This window comes from Methylophilales bacterium (genome assembly GCA_019823025.1).
GTDB lineage: Bacteria > Pseudomonadota > Gammaproteobacteria > Burkholderiales > Methylophilaceae > BACL14.
Genome location: CP081940.1, coordinates 627630 through 641293 on the forward strand (window position 1 = coordinate 627630; position 13664 = coordinate 641293).

12 protein-coding genes are annotated in these 13664 nt (G+C 35.1%); 9 read left to right on the top strand and 3 right to left on the bottom strand.

Going from position 1 to position 13664, the window contains the following annotated elements:
- Nucleotides 1-10: 10 nt before the first annotated feature.
- Nucleotides 11-346: a DUF2782 domain-containing protein gene (locus K6112_03330; protein QZP18383.1), complete on the bottom strand. Its 336-nt coding sequence runs from the start codon at nucleotides 344-346 to the stop codon at nucleotides 11-13.
- Nucleotides 347-453: 107 nt separating this feature from the next.
- On the opposite strand from K6112_03330, the gene polA reads away from it, so the two are divergent.
- From polA to K6112_03375, 9 genes are read left to right on the top strand one after another with little or no spacing between them, the layout of a single operon-like run.
- Nucleotides 454-3165: a DNA polymerase I gene (gene polA / locus K6112_03335; GenBank protein QZP18384.1), complete on the top strand. Its 2712-nt coding sequence runs from the start codon at nucleotides 454-456 to the stop codon at nucleotides 3163-3165.
- Nucleotides 3134-3928 (top strand): competence/damage-inducible protein A, encoded by a 795-nt coding sequence (locus K6112_03340; protein ID QZP18385.1) that lies wholly within the window; start codon nucleotides 3134-3136, stop codon nucleotides 3926-3928. The genes polA and K6112_03340 overlap by 32 nt, the downstream gene beginning before the upstream one ends.
- 42 nt (nucleotides 3929-3970) lie before the next feature.
- Nucleotides 3971-4996 (top strand): tRNA dihydrouridine synthase DusB, encoded by a 1026-nt coding sequence (gene dusB / locus K6112_03345; protein QZP18386.1) that lies wholly within the window; start codon nucleotides 3971-3973, stop codon nucleotides 4994-4996.
- Nucleotides 4996-5229 (top strand): Fis family transcriptional regulator, encoded by a 234-nt coding sequence (locus tag K6112_03350; GenBank protein QZP18387.1) that lies wholly within the window; start codon nucleotides 4996-4998, stop codon nucleotides 5227-5229. The genes dusB and K6112_03350 overlap by 1 nt, the downstream gene beginning before the upstream one ends.
- Entirely contained in the window at nucleotides 5230-6780 is a 1551-nt protein-coding gene (gene purH / locus K6112_03355; protein ID QZP18388.1) for a bifunctional phosphoribosylaminoimidazolecarboxamide formyltransferase/IMP cyclohydrolase, read from the top strand.
- Between the two features lie 3 nt (nucleotides 6781-6783).
- Nucleotides 6784-8049: a phosphoribosylamine--glycine ligase gene (gene purD / locus K6112_03360; GenBank protein ID QZP18389.1), complete on the top strand. Its 1266-nt coding sequence runs from the start codon at nucleotides 6784-6786 to the stop codon at nucleotides 8047-8049.
- A gap of 4 nt (nucleotides 8050-8053) precedes the next feature.
- Complete coding sequence (locus tag K6112_03365) at nucleotides 8054-8593, top strand: L-threonylcarbamoyladenylate synthase (GenBank protein ID QZP18390.1); 540 nt, start codon at nucleotides 8054-8056, stop codon at nucleotides 8591-8593.
- Complete coding sequence (gene hemF / locus K6112_03370; protein QZP18391.1) at nucleotides 8590-9498, top strand: oxygen-dependent coproporphyrinogen oxidase; 909 nt, start codon at nucleotides 8590-8592, stop codon at nucleotides 9496-9498. The genes K6112_03365 and hemF overlap by 4 nt, the downstream gene beginning before the upstream one ends.
- Nucleotides 9499-9505: 7 nt before the next feature.
- The gene (locus K6112_03375; protein ID QZP18392.1) at nucleotides 9506-10903 is read left to right on the top strand and encodes an amino acid permease; all 1398 of its coding nucleotides are present in this window, start codon (nucleotides 9506-9508) and stop codon (nucleotides 10901-10903) included.
- A 19-nt stretch (nucleotides 10904-10922) separates the two neighbouring features.
- On the opposite strand, the gene K6112_03380 is transcribed toward K6112_03375, so the two are convergent.
- Together K6112_03380 and ilvD are read right to left on the bottom strand one after the other, a co-directional pair.
- The gene (locus K6112_03380; protein ID QZP18393.1) at nucleotides 10923-11804 is read right to left on the bottom strand and encodes a D-hexose-6-phosphate mutarotase; all 882 of its coding nucleotides are present in this window, start codon (nucleotides 11802-11804) and stop codon (nucleotides 10923-10925) included.
- Entirely contained in the window at nucleotides 11804-13654 is a 1851-nt protein-coding gene (gene ilvD / locus K6112_03385) for a dihydroxy-acid dehydratase (GenBank protein QZP18394.1), read from the bottom strand. The genes K6112_03380 and ilvD overlap by 1 nt, the downstream gene beginning before the upstream one ends.
- Nucleotides 13655-13664: the final 10 nt, after the last annotated feature.

Genomic DNA, 13664 nt, shown 5'->3' on the forward strand with positions numbered 1-13664 from the left:
AGCTAAAAAGCTACCAACTATAAATAACCCACTGAGGAACGACTAAGGGTTTTAAATCATCTTGACGAATCCAATCGCCACCCTCTGTCTCTCTTACAAGGTAATATGGTGGAAATCCTTCTGGAGTAACTTTAATATAGTATAAATTGCCATTAACCCTATGCTCTTCAATTCTTTTTGTCCCCTCTTTTCGAATTGTAATTTCAGGTTCATATTCGTATCCTGAATCTAATGTGTTTGGTGGAGATGGTACCTCCTCTAACACTTCAGTTTTTTCAGCACATGCTGTGGCCGAAAAGAAAATATAACCAAGCATTAAAATCAATGATGTAAAAATTTTATTCATATCGTAAGTCTATCAAAATCAGATAGTCAACAGTAGTTTTTTATCCAAAAAAAGGTTCGAATACATAGGTATAATGAAAATTATTTTTTAAAATAATTTAAAAATCTATGAAAACATTGCTCCTAATTGATGGATCCTCATATTTATATCGTGCATTTCATGCTATGCCCGATTTCAGAAATAAAGAAGGATTTCCAACTGGAGTTATCTATGGTGTATTAAATATGCTTCAAAATACCCATAAAAAATATGAAAGTACTTACAGTGTTTGTGTTTTTGATGCAAAGGGAAAAACTTTCCGAAATGATATTTTTGAAGACTACAAAGCCAATCGACCAAAAATGCCCGATGATTTATCGATACAGATTGAACCTCTCCATAAAGCTATTAATGCAATGGGCTGGCCAATCCTTGTTAAAAAGGGAGTTGAGGCAGATGACGTTATCGGAACACTCGCTAAGAAAGCGAATGAAGAAAATATATCGGTCACTATTTCAACTGGCGATAAAGATTTAGCGCAACTGGTCAATAAAAATATATCCCTTGTCAATACAATGACTAATGAACACTTAGATACCGATGGAGTAAAAGCTAAATTTGGCGTTTTGCCCAATCTAATTATTGATTATTTAACTATCATTGGGGATAAGGCGGATAATATTCCTGGCGTTGATAAAGTGGGTCCTAAAACAGCACTAAAATGGCTTAATGAATACAATTCGCTTGATAATATTATCAAAAATGCTGATCAAATTACTGGAGCTGTTGGTGAAAACCTTAAAAATTCTCTTAAATGGTTACCTATTGCAAAAGACCTTATTTCCATAAGGTCTGAATTAGATATCGATGTGTCATGGGATCAATTTAAAAAAACATCGGAAGATAAGAGTGCGTTAAAGAAAATGTATCAAGAATTTAATTTTTCTAGTTGGCTTAAAAATTTAGATGCCAATAAAACAAGCACGCCCACAGATGAAATAAACCAAAATAATTACGCAGAATTTGATGACCAAAAAAAATATACTTTAATTCAAAATTCAGCTCAATTAAAAGTTTGGATTGAGGAAATAAAAAAAAGAAAATTAGTTGCCATTGACACAGAAACTACATCACTTGATGTCATGAGTGCAAAACTAGTTGGAATTTCAATGAGTTTGAAAAAAGGTGAGGCTGTTTATATTCCAGTAAATCATATGGGGGTGGCTGAGGGTGAGCAGATAAATGAGAGTGAAGTCGTTCAATTACTTAAGCCCATCTTAGAAGACGATTCAATAGTTAAAATAGGTCAAAATATAAAATATGATGCGCATGTTTTTTTAAATATAGGGATAGGAATGCATGGAATCAATGAGGACACCATGCTTATGAGTTATGTAATTGATAGCAATCAAAGCCACGGAATGAACAAACTTAGTAAAAAATATTTAGGTCATGATTGTATAACTTATGAATCTTTGGTTGGTAAAGGGGTGAAGCAACTGACGTTCGACCAAATTAATATTAATGATGCACTAGATTATGCAGCTGAAGATGCCGATGTCACCTTCCAGCTTTATCATGTCCTCAAAGATCAGTTGAAAAGTGAAAAAAAATTATTAGAGATCTATCAAAAATTTGAGATTCCAAGTATGAAGGCATTAATTGAAATTGAGAGAAATGGCGTGCTAATTGATGCCCATTTATTAGGACAACAAAGCCAAAAAATTGGAGAGGAATTAATCAAAATAGAGAGCAAAGCATACGAACTTGCGGGCCAACCTTTTAATTTAGCTTCACCAAAACAGTTGCGTGAAATTTTATTTGAAAAATTAGAAATAAAACCATTAAAAAAAACCCCTACCGGAACACCTTCGACCTCAGAGGAAGTTCTGCAAGAGCTCGCGAAAGATTATCCATTGCCTAAAATTCTTTTAGAATATCGCACTCTCGCGAAACTCAAATCTACTTATACTGACAAACTCCCATTAATGATAAATCAATCTACCGGAAGAATTCATACGAGCTACAACCAGGCTGTTGCCGTAACTGGAAGACTGGCAAGCTCTGATCCAAACCTACAGAATATTCCCATTAAAAGCTCTGAGGGAAGAAAGATTAGGGAGGCCTTCATTGCCAAACCAAATTTTTCAATAATATCCGCAGATTATTCTCAAATCGAATTAAGAATTTTAGCGCATCTTTCAAAAGACTTGGGTCTTATAGAGGCATTTAAAAATAATAAGGATATTCACACAATTACCGCATCAGAAATATTTAATACAAATATTGAACAAATTACATCAGAACAAAGAAGATATGCAAAGATAATTAACTTTGGTTTAATTTATGGAATGGGAGCCTTTGGCTTGGCAAAAACTTTAGATATCACCAGAAGTGATGCTCAAAATTATATTCAAGAATACTTTAATAAATATCCAACTGTTCTTCAATATATGGAAGAATCTAAACAATTCGCAGGAGAGCATGGGTATGTAGAAACTTTTTTTGGAAGACGTCTATGGCTACCCGAGATAAACTCATCAAATGGCCTTAGAAAGGCAGGAGCAGAAAGGGCTGCCATCAATGCGCCTATGCAAGGTACAGCTGCAGATTTAATTAAGCTAGCGATGATCCAAGTACAACAGTGGATTGATGATAATAGTGACTTAAAAGGGCAAGTCATTATGCAAGTTCATGATGAACTTGTATTTGAAGTACCTGCCAATGAAGTAGAAAAATTCACAAAAAAAATACCTCAAATTATGCAAAATGTTGCCAAACTCGATATCCCTTTAATTGTAGAGATTAATGCTGGCGAAAATTGGGAGAAAGCACATTGATAAAGAAAATAAAATGACCAAAAGTTTGAAAAAGGAAATCCATGCATTAATTATTGGTGATGAAATTCTTTCTGGCAAAAGAAAAGATAAGCATTTTACTCACCTAATTGAAACATTAAAAAAACATAACTTTCATATATCTAGAGCAGATTATATTTCTGATGAAACCGAAGAGATTAAAAAAACATTAGAGCAAAAAAAAGGAGTGATTGTTTTCTGTTTCGGTGGAATTGGCGCTACGCCTGACGACTGTACACGAAGTGCTGCTGCTCTGGCTCACAAAAAATTATTAATTCGACATCCCGAAGCAAAAGTTTTAATTGAAAAACAATTTGGTGAAGAAGCATATCCAAAGAGAATTCTTATGGCAGACTTACCAGAGGAAGCATCTCTAATTCCAAATCCAATCAACAATATCCCTGGTTTTTTTATAAATCAACATTTCTTCATGCCTGGCTTTCCTGAGATGGCATGGCCAATGATTGACTGGGTGCTTAAGAATCATCTCTCAAAAACAGAAAGATCAAAAAAATATGAAGACTACTCTATTTGGTTAGACAATGTAAGTGAAAGCAGTTTGATTGACTTAATGGATCTGGCTCAGTCAAAATATCAAAGAATTAAAATATACAGCCTCCCAAAAATGCATCCAAAAAAGATGCTTGAGCTTGGAGTTAGGGGTGAAGAAGGATATGTGAAGGAAGCCTTAAACTTCATCAAAGATAACCTAGACAAAATGAAAATTTCTTGGCGAAATATTTAGTCTTGAAAATAATATCTATGATTATTACAATGGCGCATTGATATGATTATTGGAAAACATAAACTTAAAAATAATATTATTTTAGCCCCAATGGCTGGGGTGACAGATAGACCATTTCGAATGCTTTGTAAAAAATTTGGTGCAGGTATGGCTGTAAGTGAGATGGTAACATCTAATTCTCTTCTTTATGGAAGTGAAAAAACGTTAAGAAGAGCAAATCATGAAGGAGAAGTTGCGCCTATATCAGTCCAAATTGCAGGTGCAGATCCTGACATGATGGCAAAAGCAGCTCAATATAATATGAACCGAGGGGCTCAGATTATTGATATTAATATGGGATGTCCTGCAAAGAAAATTTGTAATGTAATGGCGGGATCTGCCTTACTTAAAGAAGAAAAATTAGTAAAGAAAATACTTGAGTCTGTAGTGAGTGCTGTTGATATACCTGTCACACTAAAAATTAGAACGGGGTGGGACAAAGATAATCGCAATGCTGTGACTATTGCAAAAATTGCAGAGGATGCGGGCATCCAAGCATTGACCATGCATGGAAGAACAAGAGCATGTCTTTACATGGGGGATGCTGAATACGATACCATTGCCTCAGTTAAGGATAAAATCAAAATGCCTTTAATTGCAAATGGTGACATCACCACACCTGAGAAAGCTCAATACGTTTTAAAATACACAGGGGCTGAGGCTGTAATGATTGGTAGAGCTGCACAAGGAAGGCCATGGATATTTAGAGAAATTGACCATTATTTAAAAACGGGCACATATTTAACAAGACCCACAAATGACGAAATTCATGAGACTACGATAGAACATGTTAAGGATCTTTATGACTTTTATGGGGAGAATAAAGGCTTAAGAATCGCAAGAAAACATATATCATGGTACACAAAGGGATTAAAAAATTCAGCCTATTTTCGTGCAGCTATGAATAAAATAGAAGATAATAATGAGCAAATTGACTACATTCATTTATTCTTTGAAGACTTAAGTAAAAAAAATAAATATATCGCATATGAAGATCAGTCTAATGATAAAGAACTCGCTGTAAGATAATGAAAAAAAATTTACCAGATAATATTGATACACTTCTCGATCAATATTTTAATGATTTAGATGGAGATGAGCCTACTGCTATCTATGAAATGGTCATTAATACTGTAGAAAAACCCCTACTCTTGTATATCATGAATAAAACCGAAGGTAACCAGAGTAAAGCAGCGAAAATGCTAGGCCTTAATCGGAATACCCTAAGAAAAAAACTTAAACAATACAATCTAGATAATTAAATGATAAAAATTAAAAAGGCTTTAATCAGTGTCTCTGATAAATCTAATGTTTTGGAGTTAGCAAAATCTTTAAGTTCTTATGACATAGAGATTTTATCAACAGGTGGAACAGCTAAACTTTTAAGAGAAAATAAAATTAATGTGACTGAGGTTAGTGATTACACAAAATTTCCAGAAATGCTTGATGGAAGAGTTAAAACACTTCATCCGAAAATTCATGGCGGGATTTTAGGTAGGAGAGATAATCCTGAGCACAATGAGACAATGAAGAACCATGAAATAGACCCTATTGATCTAGTTGTAGTCAACCTATATCCATTTGAAGAAACTATCAATCAAGAAGGGTGCACATTAGAGCTTGCAATAGAAAACATTGATATTGGTGGGCCTGCCATGATTCGATCTGCTGCAAAAAATTATCAGCATGTTGCTGTTTTAACAAATCCAAAAGATTATAAGTCTTTTACAGATGAGATGAATAAAAATCAAGGCTCAATCAGCTCAGATTTAAGTTTTTCATTAGCAAAAAAGGCTTTTGAAAAAACGTCGGCTTATGACTCAGCAATCAATAATTATTTATCATCCGATAACCAAAATCAGTTTCCTGATCAATTAAAAAAAACAATTAACAAAGTGATGGATTTACGTTATGGAGAAAATCCTCATCAAGAAGCTGCCTTTTATAAAGACACAAATGAAGATATTGGATCCTTATCAAGCTTTGATCAAATTCAAGGTAAAGAATTATCATTTAATAATCTTAATGACTCAGATACTGCTTGGGAATGTGTCAAAAAGTTTTCTCAACCAACTTGTGTGATAGTTAAGCATGCTAATCCTTGTGGCGTTGCCTCAACAGGCAGCCTAAAGGAATCCTATGAGGCCGCTTTTAAAACTGATCCTACCTCAGCGTTTGGAGGAATCATTGCATTTAATAAAAGTTTAGATCAAGAAACTGCATCTTTAATAATCAATCAATTTGCTGAAGTAATCATAGCTGCAGATTTTTCGGAGGGGGCATTAAAAATTTTTAGAAATAAACCCAATGTTAGATTACTGAAAATTAAAATTGAAAATAACAATACAGAATTTGATTTTAAGAAAATAGGAGGTGGGTGGTTAATTCAAACACCAGATATTCATACTCTTGATATTAATGATTGTAACGTCGTCACTGATCTTAAGCCAACAGAAGAGCAACTTGATGACATGAAATTTGCATGGGTCGTCTCTCAATATGTAAAGTCAAATGCCATTGTTTTTTGTAAAAATAAACAAACATTAGGAATCGGAGCTGGGCAAATGAGTCGAGTGGATAGTACGAAAATTGCTTCACTTAAAGCTGACAATGCGAATATAGATCTAGCACAGTCCGTTGTTGCCTCAGATGCTTTTTTTCCTTTTAGAGATGGTATTGATGTAATTGCAAGTCATGGTGCTAAATGCATCATTCAACCTGGAGGAAGTATCAAAGATGAAGGGGTAATTGATGCAGCCAATGAACATGGCATTGTCATGTTATTCACAAACATTCGACATTTTAAACACTAAATAATGAAGGTACTTATTATAGGTGGTGGAGGCAGAGAACATGCTCTAGCTTGGAAGATATCTCAGAGCCCATTAGTGAAAAAAATATATGTAGCTCCAGGTAACGGTGGAACTGAACTTGATAGTAATATAGAAAATATTAATATTTCAGAAATCCAAGACCTTATTGATTTCGCAACTAAACAAAAAATTGACTTAACTGTGGTGGGCCCAGAAGCACCCCTAGCAATTGGCATCGTCGATGACTTTAAGAAAAATAATTTAGCTATATTTGGTCCGACAAAAGCTGCAGCGCAACTTGAAAGTTCTAAGGAATTTTCCAAAAGTTTTATGGCGCGTCATAAGATACCAACAGCAAAATTTTCTACTTTTGAAGATACCATCTCTGCACATGAATACATAAAAAATAATCCAGCCCCCATCGTAATTAAAGCAGATGGACTTGCATCGGGAAAGGGTGTGGTTGTTGCAATGACCGATGAAGAGGCACATGAAGCTGTAGATTTGATGCTAAGTGAAAAAATTTACGGGAGTGCTGGAACAAAAATTATCATTGAAGAGTTTATAGCAGGAGAAGAAGCCAGTTTTATCGTAATCTGCGATGGTTCAACCATATTACCTCTTGATTCAAGTCAAGATCATAAACGCTTACTAGATAATGATGCCGGTCCCAATACAGGTGGAATGGGCGCATACTCACCAGCTCCGATAGTAACAGATGAGGTAAATAAAAAAATAATGGATCAAGTTATCATTCCCACCATTGAAGGTATGAAAAAAGAGGGAATAGAATTTTCAGGATTTTTGTATGCAGGAATAATTGTTGATCCTAATAAAAATATCAAGACACTTGAATTTAATTGTCGTATGGGTGACCCTGAAACTCAACCTCTCTTATTCAGAATGCAAGGTGACTTATTTAAAGTATTGTTTAAAGCTGCAAAGCAAGAATTAGAAGGGGTTATAATTAATTGGGATAAAGAGCATGCAATTACAATCGTGATGGCTTCAAAAGACTATCCTATAAAACCAATTCTCGGTGATCAAATCAATTTGCCAAACAATCAAGATGATAGCACCTTCATATTTCATGCTGGTACCAATATAGAAAATAGTAAAATCATGACATCTGGTGGACGTGTTTTGGGAGTAACTGCAAAAGGAAGGACACTTGAAATTGCAAAAAATAAAGCTTATGACGTCTTGAAAAAGGTTGAATTTAATGGGGCACAATTTCGAACAGACATTGGAAAAAAAGCATTAAATTAAGGTTGTGAGAAATTTAAGGCTTAAAAGATTTATTGCTAATGGAGGAGTGGTTGCTTATCCTACGGAGTCATGTTTTGGATTGGGATGTGACCCTCGAAATTTTCGAAGCATTAAAAAATTAAATATTCTAAAAAAAAGGCCTGCAAATAAAAATTTTATTTTAATTTCTTCAGAACTTGAACAAAACAAAGGTATTGTTAAGGAGTTTAATAAAAAACAAATTCAGATGCTATATGCCAAATGGCCTGGGCCACACACATGGTTAATAAGAGCAAACGCAAAATGTCCATCATGGCTTAAAAGTAATGGAAAGGTTGCTGTAAGAATTCCTGATTTTAATATTTGTAAGGATTTGATCTCTTCAATTCGAATGACTATCACCTCAACAAGCGCAAATAGAACAAAAAAGCGTCCTATTAAAAACTATAGGGAGGCATGCCGTCATTATGGTCAGAGTGTGCATGTGGTTAAAGGAAGAATAGGGAAAAATAAAAAACCTAGCCAAATACAAGACTTTGAAACAAAAGCTATAATAAGAAAATGACTGAAAATAAAATAAATAATGAAGCTGTTAAGAGTTACTTTACAAAATTACAAACAGATATCATAAATGCCGTTGAAATAGTTGACGGCAAAAATTTTTTAGTTGATTCCTGGCAAAGAGCGGAAGGTGGTGGTGGTACAACATGTATTTTAGAAAATGGAAATATTTTTGAAAGGGCTGGTATCGGGTTTTCACATGTTGTTGGCTCGCAACTCCCAAAATCAGCAACCGATGCTCATCCTGAGATTACTGATAGCAACTGGGAAGCTACGGGGGTCTCTTTAGTCTTTCATCCTAAGAATCCTTATATTCCTACTGTACATATGAATGTAAGATTTTTTGTCGCAAAAAAAAATAATAAAAATGTATGGTGGTTTGGCGGGGGTATGGATTTAACGCCATATTATGGTTTTAATGAAGATGCTATTCATTTTCATAAAACAATTCAAACGGCACTTAATCCATTTGGCGAAGATCTTTATCCTGAGTTTAAAAAAAACTGTGATAAATATTTTTTCCTAAATCATCGTAATGAACCACGAGGGATTGGTGGCATATTTTTTGATGATTTTAATATGCATGATTTTAATTTTTCTTTTGATTTCACAAAAGTAGTCGGAAATACCTTTTTGAAAGCTTATCTACCCATACTTCAAAAAAGAAGAAATCATACATATACGAATAGGGAAAAAGAATTTCAACAATACCGAAGAGGGCGTTATGTTGAATTTAACCTTCTTCAAGATAGAGGAACATTATTTGGTATTCAATCAAAAGGTCGGGTTGAGTCAATCTTAATGTCTATGCCTCCATCAGTAAAATGGGAATATGATTATTCACCAGAAAAAGGTAGTAAAGAGGAAGAGTTGTATTCAAAATTTTTAATCGTTAAAGACTGGGCTTAAAGCCAAAATGCTAGATCAATTATTTAGAAAAAAAGGGTTAACGGAAAATGAAAATACACAATTAAAGCGTTGTCTTAGTGCTTTCGATTTAACCTTGCTTGGTGTGGGATGTATCATTGGTACAGGTATCTTTGTTTTAACGGGCATTGTTGCTGCTACTCACTCAGGTCCGGCAATTATTATCTCCTTCATAATTGCAGGAACCGCATGTGCATTTGCTGCATTATCTTATGCTGAACTATCCTCATCTATTGGAGGTTGTGGAAGTGCTTATGGCTATTCCTACGTCGCATTTGGTGAACTTTTTGCATGGATTATTGGCTGGATACTCTTATTAGAGTATGGCGTTGCAATTGCAGCTGTAGCAAGTGGTTGGTCAGGTTATTTTAATAATGCACTAGTTGCTATCAATATTGGTCTTCCCGAATACTTAATTAATCCTCCAAGTGCTGGTGGAGTAATTAATCTTCCCGCGTCAATCATAATCATTTTAATCATGATGCTTCTTATCGCTGGTGTCAAAGAGAGTGTTAAATTAAATACGATAATGGTGTTTATCAAGATAAGTGCAATTTTGATATTTATTTTTATTGCACTTTTTAACGTTAACCCAAGTAATTGGACTCCATTCATTCCTTTTGGATGGTTTGATAGACTGCCGGATGGTGAAACGATAGGAATTTTTGCTGGGGCTTCGATTGTCTTCTTTGCTTACGTGGGTTTCGACGCTGTTTCTACTGCTGCAGAAGAGGCGATTAACCCTCAAAAAGATTTGCCAAAAGGTATCTTATACTCATTAATGATTTGTACGGTTTTTTACGTTATCGTTTCAGCACTCCTTACTGGCGTTATTTATTATGAGGAGTTGAACGTATCAGATCCTGTCGCATTTGCCCTATCTCAATTAGGATATTCTTGGTCATCTGCTTTGGTAGCTACTGGAGCTATCTTTGGTTTAGCGACTGTGATGCTTGTTTTATTTTATGCATTAACAAGAGTCATTTTTTCTATGAGTAGAGATGGTTTACTACCGGAATATTTAAGTGGAGTGAATAAAAAAACAAAAACGCCCGTAAAAGTAATACTTACAACTGGAATTATCATATCATCTATTGCGGGATTTGTTTCTCTGGGTGAACTTGCTGAAATCGTTAATATTGGCACACTTTCAGCTTTTATAATTGTTTGTTTCGGAGTTATAGCGTTACGCTCAAAGCATAAAAAAAATACTTTTAAAAATAGATGGCATCCGTTGATACCACTGTTAGGTATTTTATGTTGTGGAGCTTTAATGTTCTTTCTTCCAACAGATACCTGGATAAGGTTTTTAACATGGCTTACTTTTGGGGTAGTATTTTATTTCGGTTATTCAATAAGGCATAGCAAACTTAATAACCTTAAATGAAATTAATTGTAAAAATTATTTAATACTCTTGGACAGAGTACTCAGTCGAAATACTATGCGAAAGTTTTGGATATATTACAACTGAGTTTTCAAGTGTATTAGCTGTCTCTATACAAACCATCCGCCTCCATTCGTCTTTTTTACCCATATCACTCATCGCATTTGCTTTTTCTTTACCTGGATTCCAAACAACCAATGAATCGCTATTTGACTTTTTAATGCTTATAACTCTTTTTAATTTCTTATCCTCCAAGTAACAATCATTACTGGAATTTAAATAAACCTTATCTATAGGCGATTTTAGAGAAATTGAATCCCTCTCAATTCCTTTTTTAAAATTTTGATTCTTATCAGTAAATAAGGCATTTTCAAGACCTGAAACTTTCACATTATCAATATCAGACACATAAAAGTAAGTATGAAACCCCTCACTTATCGTAAAAGGGCTATCAGATAAATTAGTCGTTTTTAAATTGAGACTCAAAGTTTCACCAACAACAATACTCAAGATAAGCTCAAAATTATATGTAAGTTGCTTCTTTACAGTTTCTGTTGGAATCATCTTAAGAACAATTTTTGTTGCGCCGTTTTTTAAGTCACTCGATTCAATCAATTCCCAGGGTATAACTCTTGCAAATCCATGTAAGCAAAAACCATTATCAGTTGGATGCTCACCAAACCATGGCCAACATATCGGTACACCGCCTCTGATTGACCTTCCTTTTTCATAACGTGCATTTGAGGATAGCCATAGAATATCATCTTGTATTGACTTCGGTTTCCACCAATCGACATGTGCTCCTTGCAATGCAATCTTTGCATCAGCTTTATCATTATTAATATCTATAAATTTTAGTCCATCTTTATTTTTTGAAATTTTAATATTTTGACTGATCTTCATTATGATTTTTCTAATTGATTGATATCTCTTACAGCCCCATTTGATGCACTTGTTGTCATCATCGCATAAGCTTTTAGAGCTTCAGTTACCTTACGTTGTCTCGGTTTAGGTTTCCAAGCATTTTCTTTTTGATCCATAGCTTCCCTCCGCTTCTGCATGACTTCGTCAGTAATTTTTAAATTTATTGATCTCTCAGGAATATTAATTTCTAAGATATCACCTTCTTCAGCCAATGCAATTGCCCCACCTTCTGCAGCTTCAGGTGATACATGTCCTATACTAAGACCAGAGGTACCTCCAGAAAACCTGCCATCAGTTAGCAAAGCGCATGCCTTTCCTAGTCCTTTTGATTTTAAATATGTCGTAGGGTACAGCATCTCTTGCATTCCAGGCCCCCCTTTTGGCCCTTCATAGATAATCAAAACAACGTCTCCTTCTTTAATTTTATCTGCTAGGATTTCTTCAACTGCAGCATCTTGTGATTCAAAAAGCCTGATTTTTCCAGTAAATTTTAATATCTCCTCGTCAACTCCTGCTGTTTTGACGATACAGCCCTCCTCAGCAATATTTCCATAGAGAACCGCGAGTCCTCCATCTTGGCTATAAGCATTTTTTTTATTTCTGATACATCCACTCTCCCTATCTAGATCTAAGGAAGGCCATAATTTTTCCTGACTAAATGCTTGAGTTGTTTTAATACCCCCTGGTGCTGCTAGGAAAAAGCTTTTAACCTCATCATCTTTAGTATTTACAATATCCCAATGATTTATTGCCTCCCCGAGTGTTGGAGAATGAACACAACTTACATTTTCGTTAATCTTATTTGCTCTTCTGAGCTCACCTAATAATCCAAATACACCTCCCGCTCTGTGCACATCTTCCATATGATATTTCTGTGATGCAGGTGCTAATTTTGATAAGCAAGGGACACTTCTTGAGATCTTATCTATATCTTTCATGGTGAAGTCAACTTTGGCTTCTCTAGCTGCCGCAAGTAAATGAAGTACCGTATTTGTCGAACCCCCCATAGCAACGTCTAAGCTCATTGCATTCTCAAATCCTTCTTTTGTGGCAATCTCTCGAGGTAAAATTCCCTTTTCATTTTTTTCATAATATCTTTTTGTAATATCTACTATTCTTTTACCTGCATCTAAAAATAAGTTTTTTCTTAACGCATGAGTTGCTAGAGTACTTCCATTACCAGGCAAACTAAGGCCTAATGCTTCTGTTAAACAATTCATAGAATTCGCTGTAAACATTCCAGAGCAAGACCCGCATGTTGGGCAAGCAGACTCTTCAAGCTCTTTTAACTGAACGTCTGATACAGATTTATCCTCTGAACCAATCATAGGTGAAACTAAATCAATTTTAGTAACGGAATTTTCCCAGCTAACCTTTCCTGCCTCCATTGGGCCACCAGATACAAAAATAACCGGTATATTAATTCTCATTGCTGCCATCAACATGCCTGGGGTGATTTTGTCACAATTTGAGATACAGACCATGGCATCTGCGCAATGCGCGTTCACCATATACTCAACGCTGTCTGCAATTAATTCTCTACTAGGTAGACTATAAAGCATACCGTCGTGGCCCATGGCAATTCCATCGTCAACTGCGATTGTATTAAATTCCTTTGCCACACCTCCATGCTTTTCAATTTCTCTAGCCACCAATTGACCCATATCTTTTAAATGCACGTGTCCCGGAACAAACTGAGTAAATGAATTGACGACTGCAATTATAGGCTTAACAAAATCGTCATCCTTCATCCCAGTCGCGCGCCAAAGTGCTCTTGCTCCTGCTTGACCTCTGCCTTCTGTCGTCGTTCTTGATCTGTATTTTGGCATTACTGTTAAT